Raw genomic sequence first — 19233 nt, 5'->3', positions numbered from 1 at the left:
CATCGCCGTCCGCGTTGGCGACCACGTCCAAGTCGATCGGCGATTGGATGAACGCCTATTTCGCGGCTGCGACGTTGCTGCTGTTGCCGTTCGAAGCAGTGGCGTTCCGGTTGGCCTTTCACCGCGTCGGTTCGCTGAACTACCCGGAATGGCTGGTGATAGCGGCCTTCCTGACCGTCCAGACCTTTGTCTTCTGGTCGATCGCGCTGCTTCTGCAACGCTGGGTCCCGGGTTTGCCGGCGTGGTCGGTCTTGGTCTCGACGGTTTACGGCATCTTTTCGTTGATGCAGCTGTTTCAGCCGTATGCGCGCTGGAAATCGCTGCTGCGCGGCCTTCTGGGTTGTGGGCTCTTCTTCGTTGTCATCGGGGTAATGGGGGGGTAGCGGTGGCAGTGGTGATGGCGACCTCCGTCGGAGGGTAGTACCCCACCTTGCATTCGATTGCCGCATATTTGCAGGTCGAACGCAGTGACCGATCGCAGACGAGAACGCCGGCACAGGGCCGGCGTTCTCGTTGGGCAAGGTCAGAGGCGATCAGGCATCTGTGCGCGCGAACACGTCACTTCAGCGCCTTGAACCGCAGGCGGTGCGGACGGGCGCCGTCTTCGCCCAGGCGACGCTTCTTGTCTTCCTCGTACTCGCGGTAGTTGCCCTGGAAGAACTCCACGTGCGAGTCGCCTTCGAAGGCGAGGATGTGGGTGGCGATGCGGTCCAGGAACCAGCGGTCATGCGAAATCACGAACGTGTTGCCGGGGAATTCCAGCAGCGCGTCTTCCAGCGCACGCAGGGTTTCGATGTCCAGGTCGTTCGACGGTTCGTCGAGCAGCAGCACGTTGCCGCCCTGCAGCAGCGTCTTGGCCATGTGCAGGCGGCCGCGTTCACCGCCGGACAGCGAGCCCACCATCTTCTGCTGGTCCTGGCCCTTGAAGTTGAAGCGGCCGATGTACGCGCGCGACTGGATCTCGACGCCGTTGATGTTGAGGATGTCCAGGCCGCCGGAAATCTCCTGGAAGACGTTGTGGTTGCCTTCGAGCTTTTCACGGCTCTGGTCCACGTACGCCAGTTGCACGGTGGGGCCGGTGGTGATGGTGCCCGAGTCCGGCTTTTCCTGGCCGGTGATCATCTTGAACAGCGTCGACTTGCCCGCGCCGTTGGGGCCGATGATGCCGACGATCGCGCCGCCCGGCACCAGGAAACTCAGGTTGTCGATCAGCAGGCGGTCGCCGAACTTCTTCGAGACATTCTTGAACTCGATGACGTTGTTGCCCAGGCGCTCGCCCGGCGGGATGAAGATCTCGTTGGTCTCGTTGCGGCGCTGGTAGTCGACCGACTGCAGCTCTTCCAGGCGCGCCAGGCGCGCCTTGCCCTTGGAGCGGCCACCCTTCGCGTTCTGGCGCGACCACTCCAGTTCCTTCTGGATGGCCTTCTGGCGGGCCTTTTCCTGGTTGTCTTCCTGCTTCAGGCGCTCGTCCTTCTGCACCAGCCAGTCGGTGTAGTTGCCCTTCCACGGGATGCCGCGGCCACGGTCGAGCTCGAGGATCCATTCGGCGGCGTTGTCGAGGAAGTACCGATCATGGGTCACGGCCACCACGGTGCCGGTGTAGCGGGCAAGGAACTGTTCCAGCCACTCGACGGATTCCGCGTCCAGGTGGTTGGTCGGTTCGTCGAGCAGCAGCATGTCCGGCTTCTGCAGCAGCAGGCGGCACAGCGCCACGCGGCGCTTTTCGCCGCCGGACAGCTTGCCCACGATGGCATCCCACGGCGGCAGGCGCAGCGCGTCGGCGGCCACGTCCAGCTGGTTTTCCAGTGTGTGCGCGTCGCCGGCGGCGAGGATCGCTTCCAGACGCTCCTGTTCCTTGGCCAGGGCGTCGAAGTCGGCGCCTTCTTCGGCGTAGGCGGCGTACACGGCTTCGAGGGCGGCCTGCGCCTGCAGCACATCGCCCACGCCTTCCTCGACGGCCTGGCGGACGGTGTGTTCAGGGTTGAGCTCCGGCTCCTGCGCCAGGTAGCCGACCTTGATACCGGGCTGCGGGCGGGCCTCACCCTCGAAATCCTTGTCCACGCCGGCCATGATCTTCAGTACCGTGGACTTGCCGGCGCCATTCAGGCCCAGCAGGCCGATCTTGGCGCCCGGATAGAAGGACAACGAGATGTCCTTGATGATCTGCCGCTTGGGCGGGACCACCTTGCTGACCCGGTTCATGGTGTAGATGTATTGCGAGGACATGCAGGCTCCGGTACGCAGGCCCCGGCGCCCGGCCGGGGACGGCGGGCGGGGAGGCAAATTGGGAATGCGGCGATTATAGCCGCTAAGGCTCGCCCGACCGCTGGCTGAATACGTTTCGCCAACCCGCCTTTGACACAGCCGTAACCGTTTTCCAGCGGGAATCGGTTCAGATGCGATCCGCATCATGGACTCACGTGCCACACAGAGGGGTTTCCATGAATACCAAGCGCATTTTCCAGAGCATGGCCTGCGCCGTCCTGGCCTTCGCCGTCACCGCTCCCGTGCTGGCGCGCGACGATGATCGCGGCCACGACCGGGGTCGTTCGCACCACTACGACCGCCGGGATGACCGGCGGGATGATCGCCGCGACTGGCGCGAAGACCGCCGCGATGACCGTCGCGACTATCGTGATCAGCGCCAGGCGTACCGTCACGGCTACCACGATGGCCGTCGTTACGACGACCGCCGCTACTACGCACCGCCGCGCGTGGTCTACCGCCCGGCGCCCGGCTACCATCGCTGGGCGAAGGGCCAGCGTTACCGCGACTACTACCGTGGCCCGGTGTACGTGGTGAACGACTACGATTACTACGATCTGCGCCGCCCGCCCCGTGGCTACCACTGGGTCCGCGACGACCGCGGCAACATGCTGATGGTGGCCATCGCCACCGGCATCATCGCGGACCTGCTGCTGCATCACTGACGCCCAAGGTCGGGTGTGACCGAAAAGCGCGCTTCGGCGCGCTTTTCTTTTCCCGGCGGTGGGCAAGCGGGACCGGGAGGGCGCTTCGTCCGTGGGGTCCCGGGCGGGCTACAATCGGCCCTCCCGACCGACCTTGCCCCGGAGACCCGATGTTCCCGCGCGACGCCCGCATCGAAACCTACGATCCCGAACTGGCCCAAGCCATCGCCAACGAGGCGCGCCGGCAGGAGGATCACGTCGAGCTGATCGCCAGCGAGAACTACGCCAGCCCCCGCGTGCTGGAGGCCCAGGGCAGCGTGCTGACCAACAAGTACGCCGAGGGCTACCCGCATAAGCGCTATTACGGCGGTTGCGAATACGTGGATATCGCCGAGCAGCTGGCGATCGACCGTGTGAAGCAGCTGTTCGGCGCCGACTACGCCAACGTGCAGCCGCATTCCGGCTCCCAGGCCAACCAGGCCGTGTACTTCGCCCTGCTGAACCCCGGCGACACCATCCTGGGCATGAGCCTGGCCCACGGCGGCCACCTGACCCACGGCGCCAAGGTCAACGCCTCGGGCAAGCTGTTCAACGCCATCCAGTACGGCGTGAACGACCAGGGCCTGATCGATTACGACGAGGTCGAGAAGCTCGCCCTGGAGCACAAGCCGAAGATGGTCGTGGCCGGCTTCTCCGCCTACTCGCAAGTGGTGGACTGGGCGCGCTTCCGCGCCATCGCCGACAAGGTCGGCGCCTACCTGTTCGTCGACATGGCGCACGTGGCAGGCCTGATCGCCGCCGGCGTCTACCCGAATCCGCTGCCGCATGCCCACGTGGTCACCTCGACCACCCACAAGACGCTGCGCGGTCCGCGCGGCGGCATCATCGTGGCCAAGGGTGCGGGCGAAGAGATCGAGAAGAAGCTGCAGAGCATCGTCTTCCCGGGTATCCAGGGCGGTCCGCTGATGCACGTCATCGCGGCCAAGGCCGTGGCCTTCAAGGAAGCGCTGGAGCCGGAATTCAAGGACTACCAGGCGCAGGTGGTGAAGAACGCGCAGGCGATGGCGAAGACGATCATCGCGCGCGGTTACAAGATCGTGTCCGGCGGCACCGAAAACCACCTGATGCTGGTCGACATGATCGGCAAGGACGTCAGCGGCAAGGACGCGGAAGAGGCGCTGGGCAAGGCGCACATCACCGTCAACAAGAACTCCGTGCCGAACGACCCGCGCAAGCCTTTCGTGACCTCGGGCCTGCGTATCGGTACCCCCGCGGTGACCACGCGTGGCTATGGCGAGCAGGACTGCATCGACCTGGCCAACTGGATCTGCGATGTGCTGGACGCGCCGACCGACGAGGCCGTGCTGGCGAAGGTGCGGGACAACGTGACCGCGCAGTGCCGGAAGTACCCCGTCTACGGCTGATCGACGATGCACTGCCCCTTCTGCCAGCACACCGATACCCGCGTGATCGATTCGCGCGTATCCGAGGACGGCGCGACGATCCGTCGTCGCCGTGAGTGCGAGGCGTGCGGGGAGCGGTTCTCCACGCTGGAGAACATCGAGATCAAGCTGCCGGCGGTCATCAAGGGCGATGGCCGCCGCGACACCTTCGATGCGCGCAAGCTGCGTGCCGGCTTCGACCGCGCGCTGCAGAAGCGGCCGGTATCCGAAGAACAGATCGAAGCGGCCGTACGTGCGGTGATCCATGCCATCCGCATGAGTGGCGAGCGCGAGATCGCCTCGCGCAAGATCGGCGAGTTCGTCATGAACGAGCTGCGGAAGCTCGACCATGTGGGCTACGTGCGCTTCGCCTCGGTCTACCGCAGTTTCGAGGACGTGGCCGATTTCCGCGAGGAGATCGAGAAGCTGGAGCGCGACCTGCCTGCGGGCGCCGGCCAGCTCTCGCTGCTGGGCGGTGATGTGGTGCCGTTCGACAAGCACGCGGACAAGAACAAGAAGCGCTGATTCGTGCACATCGACTGGATCGGTCGGCACCGGCAGTACATACCTGCGCTTGCCGCGTGGCATCACGCCGAATGGGGCGGCCTGTACGACGACTGGACCCTGCAGATGGCCACCGATGAGCTGGAGGATCACGCGGCGCGCACGTCGGTGCCGACGACGCTGTTGCTGATGGATGACGGGGCGCTGCTGGGGTCTGTCAGTCTGCTGCTGGAGGATGCGCCGGCGCTGCAGGATCGCGGCAGTCCCTGGCTGGGCAGCCTGTTCGTATTGCCGGAGGCGCGCGGTCGTGGCGGTGGACGGGTCCTGGTGGACGCCGCCGTTGCGCACGCTGCGCAGGAAGGCGTGGCAGTGCTCCGGCTGTTCACCCTGTGGCATGAGGATTTCTACACCTCGCTGGGCTGGCAGGTCGATGAGCGCACGTCGCTGCATGGGACACCGGTGGTGGTCATGTCCATCCGGCCCGCGCAGCGCGTGGCGCATACTGGTTCACATGCCCCTGACGTGCCGCGTGGATGACGCATGACCGAATTCGCTTTTTCCTCCCTGGATCACACCTGCATGGCGCGTGCGTTGCGTCTGGCCGAACGCGGGGCGTACACCACGCGTCCGAACCCGATGGTGGGTTGCGTGATCGCGCAGGGTGGGGAGATCGTGGGTGAAGGCTGGCACCAGAAAGCCGGCGGGCCGCACGCGGAGGTGTTCGCGTTGCAGGCGGCGGGCGAACGCGCGAAGGGCGCGACGGCCTACGTCACCCTGGAGCCGTGTGCGCATACCGGTCGCACGGGCCCGTGCGCGGATGCGCTGATCGCGGCGGGTGTGGTCCGCGTGGTGGCGGCGATGCGCGATCCCTTCCCGCAGGTCGATGGTGCCGGTTTCGACAGGCTGCGCGCGGCGGGCATCGCCGTGCAGTCCGGACTGATGGAGACGCAGGCGCGGCGCCTGAATCGTGGATTCCTGTCGCGCGTCGAACGCGGCAGGCCCTGGATGCGGGTGAAGCTGGCGACCAGCCTGGATGGCCGCACGGCGATGGCGAACGGGGATTCCAAGTGGATCAGTGGCGAAGCCTCCCGCCGCGACGTGATGCGTTGGCGCGCCCGTGCGGGGGCCATCCTGACCGGCGCCGGTACCGTGCTGGCGGATGATCCGTCGCTGACGGTGCGCTTCGGGGATGACACGGTGTTCGAGCCGCCCCTGCGGGTGGTGCTGGATCCCGGGCTGGCGACGGTGGCGCGCGGCAATGTGCGGCAAGGCGAAGCCCCCACGCTGTACATCCATGCCGCGGATGCCAAACCGCCGCGCGACACGGCGGTGCAGCGCGTGGTGGCGCCGGCGACGGGCAGCAATTTCGATCTGAAGGCGGTGCTGGAGCTGCTTGGCGCGCGCGGCATCAACGAGGTGCATGCCGAGGCGGGCGCCACGCTGGCCGGCGCGTTCCTCGCCGCCGGGCTGGCCGACGAGGTGCTGCTGTACGTCGCGCCGATGCTGTTGGGCGACCAGGCCCGGCCGTTGTTCGGGGGACTGGGCATCCAGGCGATGGCGGACCGTCTGCAGCTGGAGATTGTCGACAGCCGCATGATTGGCGAAGATCACCGCCTCCTGCTGCAACCTGCCCGCTGACCGCTCGCCATGGTGGCTTTCAAGGATCATTTTTCCGGCGTCGCCGATGTCTACCTCGCTTCGCGCCCCACGTATCCCGAGGCGCTGTACGAGGCGATCGCGTCGGCCGTGCCCGCCAATGCGCGGGTCTGGGAGCCTGGTTGCGGCAGCGGCCAGGCGACGCACGGGTTGGCGGCGCACTTCGCCCATGTGTACGCCACCGACCCCAGTGCGGCGCAGATCGAGCGCCACTGGGCGAAGGAGCGCGCCGTCGCCAATGTCAGCCTGGCGGTCGAACCGGCCGAAGACACCCGCCTGCCGGACCTCAGCGTGGACCTGGTGGCCGTCGCGCAGGCGCTGCACTGGTTCGACCGCTACCGCTTCTTCGATACCTGCGACCGCGTGCTGCGGCCAGGCGGCGTGCTGGCCGCCTGGACCTACCAGGACATCATTTTCGAAGACGATCTGGCCGAGGTGGCCGAAAAGGTCCGCGACGATATCGACCCCTACTGGCCGCCCGAACGCGCCGATGTGGACATGGGGTACGGCGACTACGTGTGGCCGTTCGAGGCCGTACCCACGCCACGCCTGTGGCTGACCGCCGAATGGAACCTGCCCACGTTGCTGGGCTACTTCGGCAGCCTGTCGGCGACCGGCAGCTACCGCGCCGCGACCGGCGAGGATCCGGTCTACGCCCATACACCGGCCCTGGCCGAAGTTTGGGGCGATCCGCAGCGCGTCCGCACCATGCGCTGGCCGCTGATCCTGCACCTGCGCAGGAAGGCTGTGTAGGAGGGGCTTCAGCCCCGACCGGCCGTTTCCGTCCGCGGTGGCGCCGGAAGCATCGGGGCTGAAGCCCCTCCTGCAGTGGCGCGGAACGCTGCGTTCAGGGCCTTCGCCGGATCGAGGCGTTAGAATGCCCCGGCCGGTTCGCCGGCATACCACCAACGACGTCTTCAGGGCGGGGTGTAATTCCCCACCGGCGGTAGGTCGCCCAGCGACGAGCCCGCGAGCGCCTTCGGTCCCACCGAAGGGTCAGCAGATCCGGTCAGATGCCGGAGCCGACGGTCATAGTCCGGATGAAAGAAGACGGCATCGCCGAGCCATGCGCGAGCGTGGCGTCGTGCGCCTGCCTTCGCGCCCGGAGGCGTCTCCGCTCTGTTCAAGCGAGAGACGTTCCATGCCTTCCACGATTTCCTTTGCGTTCCCCGTCCTCCTGCCGGAGGTGTGCTGATGTTCACCGGCATCATCGAGGGCGTCGGCCGCATCGCCGCGCTGCAGCCGCTGGGCGGTGACGTCCGCCTGACCGTCGCCGTCGGCACACTGCCGTTCGACGCCGTGCAGCTCGGCGAGAGCATCGCGGTGAATGGCGTGTGCCTGACCGTGATCGCGTTCGATGCATCGAGCTTCCAGGCCGATGCGTCCACCGAGACCTTGTCGCTGACGACGCTCGGTGGCCTGGGCGAAGGCGCACTGGTGAACCTCGAGCGTGCGATGCGCCCCACCGACCGCCTCGGTGGCCACCTGGTCAGCGGGCATGTGGACGGTGTCGGCCGGGTGCTGTCGGTGCACGAGGACGCGCGTGCGCAGCGCTGGCGCTTCCGCGCGCCGGCCCCCCTGCTGAAGTACATCGCGAAGAAGGGCTCGATCTGCGTGGATGGCGTGAGCCTGACCGTCAACGAGGTGGATGGCGAGGGATTCGAGGTCGCGCTGATCCCGCATACCGTCTCGCACACCGCCTTCTCGCAGACCGCCGTCGGCGATGCGGTGAACCTGGAGATCGACCTGGTGGCCCGCTATGTCGAACGCCTGCTGGGCGCGCGCGCTGGCGGAGACGCCGCATGAACTTCGCACCGATTCCCGAACTGCTGGAAGAGATCCGCAACGGCCGCATGGTCGTCATCGTCGACGACGAGGACCGCGAGAACGAAGGCGACCTGATCATGGCCGCCGAGCTGGTGAAGCCGACCGACATCAACTTCATGGTCACGCATGCGCGCGGCCTGGTCTGCCTGTCGCTGACGCGCGAACGTTGCACGCAACTCGGCCTGGCGCCGATGGTCCAGCACAACACCGCGCAGTTCCACACCAACTTCACCGTCAGCATCGAAGCGGCGGAAGGCGTCACCACCGGCATTTCCGCGTACGACCGCGCGCACACCGTGCGTACCGCCGTGCGGCCGGATGCGAAGCCCAGCGACCTCAGCCAGCCCGGCCACATCTTCCCGCTGATCGCCCAGCCCGGCGGTGTGCTGACGCGCGCGGGGCACACCGAAGCCGCCAGCGACCTGCCGATGCTGGCCGGGCTGGAACCGGCCGGCGTGCTGGTCGAAGTGCTGAACCCCGACGGCAGCATGGCGCGCCGCCCGCAGCTGGAGGTGTTCGCGCGCGAGCATGGCCTGAAGATGGGCTCCATCGCTGACCTGATCGCCTACCGGCTGGCCACCGAGCACACGGTGGAGCGCATCGACGAGCGCGACATCGAGACCGAGTTCGGTCCTTTCCGGCTGGTGACCTACCGCGACCGTATCGCCCATGACCTGCACTTCGCCCTGGTGCGCGGCACGCCCGAGGCGGCCACGCCCACGCTGGTACGGGTGCAGGTGGAGAACCCGCTGAGCGACCTGCTGCACTGGCGGCGCGACGATTTCGGCGTGCACGCCACCGACGCACTGCGGGCGATCGCCGCCGAAGGGCAGGGCGTGATGGTGGTGCTGGCCGAACCCCGCAGCGCCGAGGCGCTGCTGGCGCGGCTTCGCAAGCAGCCCGAAGTGCGCGCCAACGCCAAGGACGTGGGCCAGTGGCGCCGCAACGGTGCCGGTGCGCAGATCCTGGCCGACCTGGGCCTGGGCAGGTTGCGGGTGCTGGGCACGCCGCGCCGGCAGGTCGGCCTGGCCGGCTTCGGGCTGGACGTGGTGGAGTACGTCCAGCCTTGATCCCCACCGGGCGGACCCGTCACCGCGCCCGGCTGTTAGACTTTCCCACCCCCAAGGAACCCGCCATGTCCCACTACGAAGGCGATCTGCGCGCGCCCGACGGCGCCCGCTTCGCGATCATCGCCAGCCGCTGGAACCCCCGCATCACCGATGTGCTGGTGGCCGGCGCGCGCCAGAGCCTGGCCGGCAACGGCGTGGGCGAAGAGGCGATCGACGTGGTGCGCGTGCCTGGAGCGTGGGAGATCCCGGTCGCCGCCGCGCGTCTGGCCGGAGACGGGCGCCACGTGGCGATCATCGCGCTGGGCTGCGTGATCCGTGGCGACACCCGCCACTACGAGCACGTCGCCGATGGTTGCGCTGAAGGCCTGATGCGCGTGCAGCTGGATTCCGGCGTGCCCGTGCTGAATGGCGTGCTGGCGGTGGAAAGGATCGAGGATGCCGAGGCGCGCGCCGGCGGCAGCCATGGCAACAAGGGCGAAGAGGCCGCACTGGCCGCCATCGAGATGGCGCAGTTGCTGGAACAGTTGCCGTAACCCAAGAATCGCAGGAGCAGACGTGAGCCGACATCATCAATCCCACCGCAAGGACGGCGTCGATCCGGTCACGCGTGCCCGTGCGCGCCGCCGCGCGCTGCAGGCTGTCTATGCGTGGCAGATGTCGGGTGGCGAAGTGGGGCAGGTCATCGCGCAGTTCGCCCATGAGCAGGCGCACGAGATCGCGGACCTCGAGTATTTCGAAGACCTGGTGCGCGGCGTGGTGAAGCATCGCGCCTCGCTGGACGAGGCGCTGCTTCCGTTCCTCGACCGGACGGTCGAAGAGGTCGACCCCATCGAGCGCGCGGTGCTGCGCATCGCCGCCTACGAGTTGATCCACCGCATCGACGTGCCGTACCGCGTGGTGCTGAACGAGGCCATCGAGACCGCCAAGCGTTTCGGTTCCGAACACGGGCACACGTACATCAACGGTGTGCTCGACCAGGCGGCCGTGGCATGGCGCCCCGCCGAGGCGCAGGCACGGCGCTGACGTGTCGGGCGGCGACACACGGTTCCCCCTGGAAGAGCGCGATGCGTTGCTCGCGTTGAAGGGGATGGGCCCTGCTGTCGTGCAGCGGCTGGAACAGATGGGCATTGCTTCGCTGCGCCAGCTGGCCGCCGCAGAACCATCGGAGATCGTCGCCAGTGCCGCAGGGCTGACCGGTTCCAGTTGCTGGAAGAACAGCCCGCAGGCACGTGCGGCGATCCAGTCCGCCGTCGATTTCGCGCGATCGCGCGCCTGACGCCGCCATGAGTGCCGGCGAGTTCGACCTGATCGCCCGCATCCGTGCCCGCGCGGGGACGCGCGCCGACATCGTGCTCGGCATCGGCGACGACGCTGCGCTGTTGGCGCCACCGCCGGGCTTGCAGCTCGTCGTCACCGCCGACACCTTGAATGCCGGCGTCCATTTTCCCGAAGACAGCGCAGCGGCCGACGTCGGCTGGAAGGCGCTGGCGGTGAACCTGTCCGATCTCGCCGCGATGGGTGCCGAACCCGCATGGTGCACGTTGTCGCTGTCGTTGCCCCGGTCCGATGCGGCGTGGATCGATGCCTTTCTCGATGGCTTCCTGGATCTGGCAGGGCGCCACGGCATCGCGCTGGTGGGGGGTGACACCACGCGGGGTCCCCTTTCGATCTCGGTGACGGCGATGGGTCTGGTCGAGCCCGGTCGCGCCTTGCGCCGCGACGGCGCGCGCGTTGGCGATGACGTCTGGGTCACCGGAACGCTTGGCGATGCGGCGGGCGGCCTGGCGCTGCTCGACCGCGAACCGGCTCATGCGCTGCGTGCGCGGCTGGATCGTCCCACGCCACGCGTGGAAGTGGGGCGCGCGCTGCGGGGCTTTGCTACCGCCTGCGTCGATGTTTCCGACGGGCTGCTGGCGGATCTCGGCCATATCTCATCGCGGAGCGGCGTGGGCGCGCAGGTCGACATCGACGCGTTGCCGGTGTCGGATGCGTTGATGGCGACGTTCGATGAAGCGACGCGCGTGCCGTTGCAGGCCAGCGGCGGCGACGACTACGAACTCTGCTTCACCGCACCTGCCGATGCGCGTGAACGCATCGACGCCATCTTCTCGCAGCTCGATCTGCGGATCACGCGGATAGGACGCATCGTGGCGGGCGAGGGGGTGCAGCCGATGCGTTCCGATGGCACGCCGTGGTCTTCACCGCGCCGCGGTTATGACCACTTTGCGAAGTCCTGAGGCTGTTGTAGGAGCGACGTAAGTCGCGACCGCATGTCGTCGGCGTTCGTGGCCCGGCATCAAGCGCAAGAGGGAACGGAGAAGTCTGTCGGTGGCTTTCACGGCGCGCATGGCGCACGGTCGCGACTCCCGTCGCTCCTACACGGGCTTCCGCGGTGGCAGGACCTTGCCGGGGTTCAGGATGTCGTCGGGGTCGAGCGCGGCTTTGACCGCACGCATCGCGTCGAGCGTCGCCACGTTGAACGCATCCGCCATGAAATCCCGCTTGCTCAGGCCGATGCCGTGTTCGCCGGACAGCGTGCCTCCCAGCGCCAGCACGTGCGCGAAGACCTTCGGCAAGGCCGCATGCGCGCGTGCCGTCTCGGCGGCGTCACCGTCGTCGTACATGATGTTGACGTGCAGGTTGCCGTTGCCGGCATGGCCGAACACGACGATCGGCAGCGCGGCCTCGATCGACAGTGCTTCCATTGCCGCCACCAGATCCGGAATGCGCGACACCGGCACCACCACGTCCTCGTTGATCTTGCCGGGTTTGATGGTGCGCAGCGCCGGCGACAGGGCGCGCCGTGCGGCCCATAACCGGTCGCGTGCGGTACCGTCCTGCGCGACATCCAGCGTGAGCATGCCATCGCCTTCGGCGGCGTCGGCCAATGCCTGCAGCGAATACGGCAGCGTGTCGTCATCGCCGTCGGCTTCGACCAGCAGCATCGCACCCGCCTCGGGCACATCGCTGCCGTTGCGCCGGATCAACGCGAGGGCGCTGCGGTCCATGAATTCCAGCATGGTCGGCGTCGCCGGGCGCGCCATGATGCGCGACACCGCCGCCGCGGCCGTGGCGGCGTCGCGGTAGAGCACGCGCAGTCCGGCCTGCGCACGTGGTCGCGGCGCCAGCTTCAGGGTTGCTTCCACGATCAGCGCCAGGGTGCCCTCGCTGCCGACGAGCAGGTGGGTGAGGTCGTAACCCGTCGCGTCCTTGGTGTAGGCGCCCCCGCAGCGGATCAGTTCGCCCGCACCGGTCACGGCGACCAGCCCCAGCACGTTGTCGCGTGCGGTGCCGTACTTCACCGCGCGCGGTCCGCCGGCATTCGTGGCAAGGTTGCCGCCCACGCTGCACAGGTCGGCACTGGACGGATCGGGTGGCCAGAACAGGCCATGGGGTGCGAGTGCCTGTTGCAGGTTGCCGTTGAGCACGCCGGGTTCCACCACCACGCACCGGTCGGCAGCGCGCATGTCGATGATCCGGTCCATGCGCGAGAACGAGACCACCACGCCGCCCTGTGAAGGCACGGCGGCGCCGGTGGTGCCCGTGCCTGCACCACGCGCGACGATGGGAACGCGATGCGCACGGCATGCGCGCACCAGGGCCAGCACGTCTTCGTGCGTGCGCGGCAGGGCAACGGCCCACGGCATGGCCCACTGGCGCGAATCGTCGCCACCATAAGGACGGCAGGCATCGCCGGTGAGCCAGCTGTCCCCCAGGCGCGTGGACAGGGCTTCGTGCAGTTCGGTGGGCAGGGATGGATTCACGCCGTCATTGTAGGCGCGGCGTGCACGGCTCAGGTTTCGTCGGCGCGGAACGCGTCGCGGATCCAGGTGAGCCGGGGTGCGGCAGGATCGCCCTGCGCGTCGATCACGTCGAACCGACAGGGGGCATCTGCGAGTGCGGGGTGATCCTGGAGGAAGCGCAGGGCGGCATGCACCATGCGGCGGCGCTTGCCGGCATCGACCGATGCCGCGCCTCCACCGAAGAGCTGCGATTGGCGGTAGCGCACTTCCACGAACACCACGGTCGGCGTGCCGGGGCGCGTGGCGTCCCGCATCACCAGATCCAGTTCACCGCCGCGGTAAAGGGCGTTGGCAGCCAGATCGGTCAGGCCGGCGCGGCGCAGCAACTCGCGCGCCGCTGCTTCGACGGCTTGCCCGCGTTTCCTGCGGTCAACCGCCATCCGCCACGGGCACGGCCTGGCCACCACTGAACACCGACCACGAGGGCGTGCGCACCACGTTGCCGAAGCCGTCCAGTTGCAGGCGCCCGGTGGCGCCACGGATCTCGGTGTTCGCCCCCAGCGCCAACTTCTCCAGATAGGCCGTCAGCAGCCAGGCGTCATAGCCGAACGCGAACAGCCGCGCGGCAGCACCACGTGCCGTCGGCACGCGTTCGCCGGTCACGCTGGCGGCGGGCAGTGCCGGCACGCCGCGCGAGGTCCAGGTTTCGGTCGGGAAGGCGATGCCGTCCAGTGCCATGTCTTCCACCGGCTTGCCGGTGCCCGAGGTCAGTTGCGAAGTGCCCACGCGCGTCTTGCCGCCCAGGCCGGCCAGCGCCAGTTGCGGGGTCAGGACGCGCGCCGTGCTGCCGCGCACGGCCAGGAAGACCGCATCGACGCCCTCCTGCGAAGCGGTCGCAAGGATGGTCGACAGGTCGCCGGGGGTTTCGGCCACGCTGACCACCCGCGTGACCTTGCCGCCGCGCTCGCTGAAGCGCTCGCGGAACGCCTGGGATGCGCGGCGGCCGTTGTCGTCGCTGCCCTCGATGATCAGCGCCATGCGGCGCTCGCGCGCCAGCAGATACTCCGCGGCGGCCAATCCATCGTCTTCCGGGGCCAGCGAGAAGCCGGCCTTGCCGTCCGGCGGTGCCACCACGCCGCGATTCAGCACCAGCATCGGGACAGCGAGCTGCGGTTGCTGGAAGAGCGCACTGACTTCGTCGCGGCCGAGCGGGCCGATCACGAAATCGGCGCCTTCGGCCGCTGCGCGCGCGTATGCGGTGGTCGCGCCCGCTGCCGTGCCGGTGGTGTCGTAGAACTGCACTTCGGGGCGGCGGCGGTGTTCGCCGTAGTAACCCGCCAGCAGGCCGTCGCGCACGGGTGCGGCGGCGGTGGCGAGGGTGCCGGACAGCGGGAGCAGGACGGCCACTTTCATGGGGGGGCGGTAGCCGTCGGCATCCGCAGGCGGGCGGTTGCCCGCATCGAAATGCCATTGCGTGCCGCGGTCGAATGGGCGCGGCAGCGGCAGGCCGCGGCGCTGCAGCGCGCGACCGGCAAAGTTGTACAGCGGATCGCCAGCCTGCAATGCGGCGGCGTCGCGAGCGAGCGTGGCATCGTCCAGCGTGGCGAGCAGGCGGTCGATCTCGCGCGCATTGTCGCTGCGTGCCTGCCCGCTCAGGGTGGCATCCTGCCGGGCCAGCGCCGCGGCATTGCCGAACGCCGGGGCGAAACGCACTGCCGATGCGGTGGGTCCGGCGCCGGGCGTGGTGGCGCAACTGGCCAGCAACGCGGCCAGCAGCAACGCGAGCAGGGCCCTTGCGGGGCGGATGCGTACGGAAAGCTTGCTTGCAACAGGCGGGTTCATGGGCGGCATCGGCGATCGGGCAGGGGAACCGGCTACGATTCTACCCTCAGCCATCGAGCCCCACTGGAATGCCTGCCGGAACCCTGTTCATCGTCGCCACGCCGATCGGCAATCTCGGCGACCTCACGCCGCGCGCGCTGGAGACACTCCGCAACGTCGCGGCAATCTGCGCCGAAGACACCCGGCGCAGCGGCCAGTTGCTGTCGCATTTCGGTGTTTCCACGCCCCTGCTGGCGCTGCACGAGCACAACGAGGATGCCCTGTCGCAACGCGTGGTCGAACGCCTGCTGGCCGGCGACTCGCTGGCGCTGGTCAGCGATGCCGGCACGCCGCTGGTCAGCGATCCCGGTTTCCGCCTGGTGCGTGCGGCGCGCGCGGCGGGCATCAAGGTCAGTCCCTTGCCGGGCGCGTGTGCGGCGATCGCGGCGCTGAGCGTGGCCGGGCTGCCGAGTGACCGGTTCACGTTTGAAGGCTTCCTGCCTGCCAAGGCGTCCGCGCGGCGGGAGCAACTGCAGCGCCTGGCGGGCGAGGCGCGCACGCTGGTGTTCTATGAGTCTTCGCACCGCATCGCCGAATCCCTCGCGGACATGGGCATGGCCTTTGGCGCAGACCGTCCTGCCGTGATCGCGCGTGAGCTGACCAAGCTGTTCGAGACCGTGCTGGATGGCACGCTCGCCGAGCTGCAGGCGCGGGTCGATGCCGATGACAACCAGCGCAAGGGAGAGTTCGTGGTGATGGTGCAGGGCGCCGCGGACGATGAAAGTGCGCAACTGGTGGAAGGGCGCCGTGTCTACGCCCTGCTCAACGCGCACCTGCCGCCATCGGCGGCCGCCAAGCTGGCAGCCGAGATCACCGGCGCGCCGCGCAAGGCGCTGTACGGAATGAAGGCGGAAGACTGATGGCGTGGCGCAAGCCTCGTTGACGCCATGGAAGCGTGGCGCGTCTTCCTTGTTTTCCTGCGTCTCGGGCTGACCTCGTTCGGCGGGCCGATCGCCCATCTTGGCTACTTCCGCGAGGCGTTCGTGGTGCGTCGTCGCTGGCTGGACGAGGCCGGGTACGCGGACATCGTCGCGCTGTGCCAACTGTTGCCGGGGCCGGCCAGCAGCCAGGTGGGCATGGTGGTCGGCCTGGGCCGTGCGGGTCTTCCCGGTGCGCTCGCGGCCTGGTGTGGCTTCACCCTTCCTTCCGCACTGCTGATGATCGGCCTGGGTGCCGGCATCTCGCATGGATGGGGCGATATCCCGGAGGGCCTGGTCCATGGACTCAAGCTGCTGGCGGTGACCGTGGTTGCGCATGCGGCATGGGGAATGGCGCGTGCGTTCTGCCGGAATGCGGCCACGTGGCTGCTGATGCTGGGGTGCGCGGCGGTGCTGGTCGCGTGGCCGGTGGCATGGATGCAACTGGCCGTCATCGTCTCGGGTGCGGTGGCGGGGCTGGCGTTGCGGCGGGACCTGAAGAGTGCGCCGACGCCATCGATGCGTGGCGTACCCTCGCGCCGGGTGGGCGTCGTCGCGCTGGTTGTGTTCACCGCGTTGCTGATGCTGCCATGGTGGCTGTCCGGGCCAGGTTCTTCCGCCGACGTGTTCGGTCTTTTCTATCGTGCGGGCGCGCTGGTGTTCGGCGGCGGGCACGTGGTGATGCCGTTGTTGCAATCGGGCGTGGTCGCGCCGGGCTGGTTGGCGCAGGACGCCTTCATCGCGGGCTACGGCGCGGTGCAGGCGGTGCCGGGACCGATGTTCACCTTTGCCGGCTACCTGGGTGCGTCCATGAGCGCTGGATCCGGCGGGTGGGCCGGCGGCTTGCTGGCACTGGTCGCCATCTTCCTGCCCTCGTTCTTGCTGGTCATCGGGGTGCTGCCGTTCTGGCACCGCATCGTGGCGCTGCCGCGCATGCGTGGCGTCCTGGCGGGCATCAATGCGGCTGTGGTGGGCCTCCTGCTTTCAGCGCTTTACGATCCGCTCTGGACGGAAGCGGTGTCCGGGGCATGGGACGTGGTAGCCGTGGTTGCGGGCATCGCCGCGCTGGCGATGCGGGTGCCGATGGCGTGGGTCGTGCTGGGGATGCCTCTGCTCGGCATGTTGCTGCACGCATTCCCCTGATCATTCGCGACGGGCCGGGGGCGGCAGCTGTGCGACAATGCACGCGGCGGAGCCGGCCAGACAGTCGCGTCATTGGAAACAATGCCGAGGAAAGTCCGGGCTCCACAGGGCACGGTGCCAGGTAACGCCTGGGCGGCGCGAGCCGACGGAAAGTGCAACAGAAAGATACCGCCTAAGACTGTTTCGGCAGGACGGCAAGGGTGAAATGGTGCGGTAAGAGCGCACCGCGAGTCCGGCAACGGACCGGCACGGCAAACCCCACCGGGAGCAAGACCAAATAGGGACCTCATGGCGCGGCCCGCGTCGGGTCCGGGTAGGTTGCTTGAGCGTAACGGTGACGTTGCGCCTAGAGGAATGACTGTCCACGACAGAACCCGGCTTACCGGCCGGCTCCGCCGCTTTCCAAAGCGCCACCGGCGCTTCGGAAAGTCCCAAGGTTTGCGGCGCAAACCTTGGGACCCAGGTCCTTGGCCTCCAGACCCCGCTCGTGCTTTGCGCTCGTCGCCCCCTGACTCAGGGGGCTCGTAAGCAGGTGCTTGCCGTTTTCTTGTAGGAGCGACGTCAGTCGCGACCGCACGACTTCAGACGTGGAGGGGTCGACTAAACACCCGTTCCTATCCGCAACGTCGTCTCCCCCTCGAACACCCCCTCCGGACCGAACCGGCGCTCGCTTATCCAGCCACGTCCGCCGTGGTCGATGGCGATCAGCGTGCTGGCGCGGGTGCCGTAGCGGGCGTCGCTGATGAAGGCGGACGAGAGCATTCGCTCCAGGTCCCGTCCAACACCCGTGTCGGGCAGACGTGTATCCGGCGCGCGGGTTTCGTCCGACAGGGCGTGCCACAAGGGCGCCACGTCATCTTCCCCGGAGGCGACCCACGCGGCCAGTCGTTCCTTCAGGGCCATCGTCTTGGGCCAGGGTTCGTCCAGGTCCCCATTGGAGACGGCGTGCAGGCCGGGTGCCAGGGCGATCCGGCGTGGAGTGGGGTAGTTGCTGACGTATTCGCATGCGACTGCATCGGCCAGCACCAGATTGAACGGGGCAAACCCTTCCGCCGCCGTCAGCAGACCCGCCGCCCGATGGTCGGCGCCGTCGGGAGAGCCCAGGAATCCCGCCGCCAGGTGGCCCCGGGAGGGCGCCCCCGGCACCTGGATGGCCGGGTCGCGCACATTGGTCACCACCGCCATCCGGCCCTGCTGGTCCACGCCGGCCCAGGTGCCGCCCGACTGGAGGTCGCGGCCCGCCAGGACGCCCGGCGCCTCGGCCCAGGCGGCCAGCGCTGCGGTCGGGCGCCCGTGGAACTCGTCACGGTTGCCCGCCAGCAACAGCCGCCAGCGGGGATGGACGTTCCAGGCGAGCGCGACCAGGCACATGGGGGGATTCTGGACCGGTGGTTTGCGCAGTTCCACTCCGGCCCCTGCGTCGCCGTCAGCCGATATGTGAAACGACGATCACCTCACTGAATCCTTCCTCAATCTCAAAATTTGAGACGAAACAGCAACTTGTGGATAAGGCTTGAACAAGTCTCTGAAGTTTGCTGCAAGCCATTGATCCGCCAAGCGATTTCCCTTCCGCTTTCCTGTTGACAACCCTGTGCGCAGTGCTAAGGTGGGTAGCAGAGGGAAAACCGGGTTTTTAGTGGTTTTCCGTGGTTCAATTGATCGCTCTTTTAGCGAACCGGGAAGGCAGGGGCCGTGTTTCAGGGTGAGACCGCCATCACAGTGGACGACAAGGGACGGCTCGCGGTGCCCACCGCGTACCGCGACCTCGTCGCGCGCGAGTGCGGCAATCGCCTGGTCATCACCTACAACCCCTTCGAAGCCGGCAGCCTCTATCTCTACCCGGAACAGGTCTGGCAGCGCGTACGCGATGACGTCAACAAGCTGCCCAGCACCCAGCGCGCGCACCGCAACCTGCAACTGAAGCTGGTCGGTGCCGCCTCGCCCGTGGAACTGGACGGCAATGGGCGCATCAGCATCCCGGCCAGCCATCGCAGTGCGGTGGGCATCGAGAAGAAGGCCGTGCTGCTGGGCATGGGCGAGAAGTTCGAACTCTGGAGCGAACAGGCGCACCACGCGCAGATCCGTCAGACCCTCACTGACGACGATCTGAGCGCGCACATGCTCGAGCTGCGCTTGTGAGC

The 19233-nt window shown here is 67.9% G+C and carries 20 protein-coding genes, 1 other RNA gene, 1 pseudogene and 1 riboswitch; of the genes and pseudogenes, 17 read left to right on the top strand and 5 right to left on the bottom strand.

Translation table 11 applies throughout. The features are described from left to right. The first annotated feature begins 47 nt into the window (after positions 1 to 47). Entirely contained in the window at positions 48 to 383 is a 336-nt protein-coding gene (locus WBN46_RS11005) for a hypothetical protein (RefSeq protein WP_337731537.1), read from the top strand. Between the two features lie 175 nt (positions 384 to 558). Here the strand turns inward: WBN46_RS11005 and ettA are convergent, their stop codons facing one another. Then, positions 559 to 2226 (bottom strand): energy-dependent translational throttle protein EttA, encoded by a 1668-nt coding sequence (gene ettA / locus WBN46_RS11000; protein ID WP_062357777.1) that lies wholly within the window; start codon positions 2224 to 2226, stop codon positions 559 to 561. Between the two features lie 215 nt (positions 2227 to 2441). On the opposite strand from ettA, the gene WBN46_RS10995 reads away from it, so the two are divergent. The 12 genes from WBN46_RS10995 to thiL all read left to right on the top strand — a co-directional run bounded on the left by WBN46_RS10995 (position 2442) and on the right by thiL (position 11645). After that, positions 2442 to 2930, top strand: coding sequence for an RcnB family protein (locus tag WBN46_RS10995; RefSeq protein WP_337731536.1), 489 nt, complete (start codon positions 2442 to 2444; stop codon positions 2928 to 2930). A 149-nt stretch (positions 2931 to 3079) separates the two neighbouring features. Beyond that, entirely contained in the window at positions 3080 to 4333 is a 1254-nt protein-coding gene (gene glyA / locus WBN46_RS10990) for a serine hydroxymethyltransferase (RefSeq protein WP_337731535.1), read from the top strand. Between the two features lie 6 nt (positions 4334 to 4339). Further along, on the top strand, positions 4340 to 4876 hold the full coding sequence (gene nrdR, locus WBN46_RS10985; RefSeq protein WP_192202052.1) for a transcriptional regulator NrdR: 537 nt from the start codon (positions 4340 to 4342) through the stop codon (positions 4874 to 4876). Between the two features lie 3 nt (positions 4877 to 4879). Continuing rightward, positions 4880 to 5392, top strand: a complete 513-nt coding sequence (locus WBN46_RS10980; protein ID WP_337731534.1) for a GNAT family N-acetyltransferase — start codon at positions 4880 to 4882, stop codon at positions 5390 to 5392. A 3-nt stretch (positions 5393 to 5395) separates the two neighbouring features. Next, on the top strand, positions 5396 to 6493 hold the full coding sequence (gene ribD / locus WBN46_RS10975) for a bifunctional diaminohydroxyphosphoribosylaminopyrimidine deaminase/5-amino-6-(5-phosphoribosylamino)uracil reductase RibD (RefSeq protein ID WP_337731533.1): 1098 nt from the start codon (positions 5396 to 5398) through the stop codon (positions 6491 to 6493). 9 nt (positions 6494 to 6502) lie between these two features. Next, on the top strand, positions 6503 to 7264 hold the full coding sequence (locus WBN46_RS10970) for a class I SAM-dependent methyltransferase (protein WP_337731532.1): 762 nt from the start codon (positions 6503 to 6505) through the stop codon (positions 7262 to 7264). 156 nt (positions 7265 to 7420) lie between these two features. Next, a riboswitch (FMN riboswitch) is annotated at positions 7421 to 7567 on the top strand. A 138-nt stretch (positions 7568 to 7705) separates the two neighbouring features. Further along, entirely contained in the window at positions 7706 to 8317 is a 612-nt protein-coding gene (locus WBN46_RS10965) for a riboflavin synthase (RefSeq protein WP_337731531.1), read from the top strand. Next, a complete protein-coding gene (gene ribB / locus WBN46_RS10960) occupies positions 8314 to 9408 on the top strand; it encodes a 3,4-dihydroxy-2-butanone-4-phosphate synthase (RefSeq protein ID WP_337731530.1) in 1095 nt (364 codons plus the stop codon). Before WBN46_RS10965 ends, ribB begins: the two co-directional genes overlap by 4 nt. Before the next feature lie 65 nt (positions 9409 to 9473). Beyond that, complete coding sequence (gene ribH, locus WBN46_RS10955; protein WP_192202046.1) at positions 9474 to 9941, top strand: 6,7-dimethyl-8-ribityllumazine synthase; 468 nt, start codon at positions 9474 to 9476, stop codon at positions 9939 to 9941. A gap of 22 nt (positions 9942 to 9963) precedes the next feature. Then, positions 9964 to 10431 (top strand): transcription antitermination factor NusB, encoded by a 468-nt coding sequence (gene nusB, locus WBN46_RS10950; RefSeq protein ID WP_337731529.1) that lies wholly within the window; start codon positions 9964 to 9966, stop codon positions 10429 to 10431. Position 10432: 1 nt separating this feature from the next. Further along, positions 10433 to 10684: a helix-hairpin-helix domain-containing protein gene (locus WBN46_RS10945; protein ID WP_337731528.1), complete on the top strand. Its 252-nt coding sequence runs from the start codon at positions 10433 to 10435 to the stop codon at positions 10682 to 10684. Between the two features lie 7 nt (positions 10685 to 10691). Then, entirely contained in the window at positions 10692 to 11645 is a 954-nt protein-coding gene (thiL, locus tag WBN46_RS10940) for a thiamine-phosphate kinase (RefSeq protein ID WP_337731527.1), read from the top strand. A 138-nt stretch (positions 11646 to 11783) separates the two neighbouring features. On the opposite strand, the gene WBN46_RS10935 is transcribed toward thiL, so the two are convergent. The 3 genes and pseudogenes from WBN46_RS10935 to WBN46_RS10925 all read right to left on the bottom strand — a co-directional run. Next, positions 11784 to 13172 carry an FAD-linked oxidase C-terminal domain-containing protein gene (locus tag WBN46_RS10935; protein WP_337731526.1) on the bottom strand — a complete coding sequence of 463 codons (1389 nt, stop codon included), beginning with the start codon at positions 13170 to 13172 and terminating at the stop codon, positions 11784 to 11786. A gap of 29 nt (positions 13173 to 13201) precedes the next feature. Continuing rightward, on the bottom strand, positions 13202 to 13591 hold the full coding sequence (locus tag WBN46_RS10930) for a YraN family protein (protein ID WP_337731525.1): 390 nt from the start codon (positions 13589 to 13591) through the stop codon (positions 13202 to 13204). After that, positions 13581 to 14846, bottom strand: a pseudogene (locus tag WBN46_RS10925) (penicillin-binding protein activator); the annotation flags it as partial. The gene WBN46_RS10930 and the pseudogene WBN46_RS10925, both read right to left, overlap by 11 nt. 215 nt (positions 14847 to 15061) lie before the next feature. Here WBN46_RS10925 and rsmI point away from each other — a divergent pair. From rsmI to rnpB, 3 genes are all read left to right on the top strand, one after another. After that, positions 15062 to 15892, top strand: coding sequence for a 16S rRNA (cytidine(1402)-2'-O)-methyltransferase (gene rsmI / locus WBN46_RS10920; RefSeq protein WP_192202040.1), 831 nt, complete (start codon positions 15062 to 15064; stop codon positions 15890 to 15892). A gap of 27 nt (positions 15893 to 15919) precedes the next feature. Beyond that, a complete protein-coding gene (chrA, locus tag WBN46_RS10915) occupies positions 15920 to 17092 on the top strand; it encodes a chromate efflux transporter (RefSeq protein WP_337731524.1) in 1173 nt (390 codons plus the stop codon). A 48-nt stretch (positions 17093 to 17140) separates the two neighbouring features. After that, positions 17141 to 17490, top strand: an RNA gene (gene rnpB, locus WBN46_RS10910) — RNase P RNA component class A. Between the two features lie 202 nt (positions 17491 to 17692). On the opposite strand, the gene WBN46_RS10905 is transcribed toward rnpB, so the two are convergent. After that, positions 17693 to 18463: an NRDE family protein gene (locus WBN46_RS10905; RefSeq protein WP_337731523.1), complete on the bottom strand. Its 771-nt coding sequence runs from the start codon at positions 18461 to 18463 to the stop codon at positions 17693 to 17695. Between the two features lie 321 nt (positions 18464 to 18784). Between WBN46_RS10905 and mraZ the strand changes: the two genes are divergently transcribed. Further along, positions 18785 to 19231 carry a division/cell wall cluster transcriptional repressor MraZ gene (gene mraZ / locus WBN46_RS10900; RefSeq protein WP_142125694.1) on the top strand — a complete coding sequence of 149 codons (447 nt, stop codon included), beginning with the start codon at positions 18785 to 18787 and terminating at the stop codon, positions 19229 to 19231. The last annotated feature ends 2 nt before the right edge of the window (positions 19232 to 19233 follow it).

Source organism: Pseudoxanthomonas sp. CCNWLW251 (genome assembly GCF_037402255.1).
Classification (GTDB): Bacteria; Pseudomonadota; Gammaproteobacteria; order Xanthomonadales; family Xanthomonadaceae; genus Pseudoxanthomonas_A.
The sequence above is the reverse complement of the archived record's forward strand: the minus strand, read 5'-3'. Positions and strand labels throughout refer to the sequence as shown.

Coding starts and splice junctions, on each gene's coding strand:
- ribD (WP_337731533.1), top strand. CDS start 5,396: ATGACCGAATTCGCTTTTTCCTCCCTGGATCACACCTGCATGGCGCGT.
- WBN46_RS10970 (WP_337731532.1), top strand. CDS start 6,503: ATGGTGGCTTTCAAGGATCATTTTTCCGGCGTCGCCGATGTCTACCTC.
- ribH (WP_192202046.1), top strand. CDS start 9,474: ATGTCCCACTACGAAGGCGATCTGCGCGCGCCCGACGGCGCCCGCTTC.
- glyA (WP_337731535.1), top strand. CDS start 3,080: ATGTTCCCGCGCGACGCCCGCATCGAAACCTACGATCCCGAACTGGCC.
- WBN46_RS11005 (WP_337731537.1), top strand. CDS start 48: ATGAACGCCTATTTCGCGGCTGCGACGTTGCTGCTGTTGCCGTTCGAA.
- chrA (WP_337731524.1), top strand. CDS start 15,920: ATGGAAGCGTGGCGCGTCTTCCTTGTTTTCCTGCGTCTCGGGCTGACC.
- WBN46_RS10905 (WP_337731523.1), bottom strand. CDS start 18,463: ATGTGCCTGGTCGCGCTCGCCTGGAACGTCCATCCCCGCTGGCGGCTG.
- rsmI (WP_192202040.1), top strand. CDS start 15,062: ATGCCTGCCGGAACCCTGTTCATCGTCGCCACGCCGATCGGCAATCTC.
- ribB (WP_337731530.1), top strand. CDS start 8,314: ATGAACTTCGCACCGATTCCCGAACTGCTGGAAGAGATCCGCAACGGC.
- WBN46_RS10995 (WP_337731536.1), top strand. CDS start 2,442: ATGAATACCAAGCGCATTTTCCAGAGCATGGCCTGCGCCGTCCTGGCC.
- ettA (WP_062357777.1), bottom strand. CDS start 2,226: ATGTCCTCGCAATACATCTACACCATGAACCGGGTCAGCAAGGTGGTC.
- thiL (WP_337731527.1), top strand. CDS start 10,692: ATGAGTGCCGGCGAGTTCGACCTGATCGCCCGCATCCGTGCCCGCGCG.
- WBN46_RS10965 (WP_337731531.1), top strand. CDS start 7,706: ATGTTCACCGGCATCATCGAGGGCGTCGGCCGCATCGCCGCGCTGCAG.
- WBN46_RS10930 (WP_337731525.1), bottom strand. CDS start 13,591: ATGGCGGTTGACCGCAGGAAACGCGGGCAAGCCGTCGAAGCAGCGGCG.
- nrdR (WP_192202052.1), top strand. CDS start 4,340: ATGCACTGCCCCTTCTGCCAGCACACCGATACCCGCGTGATCGATTCG.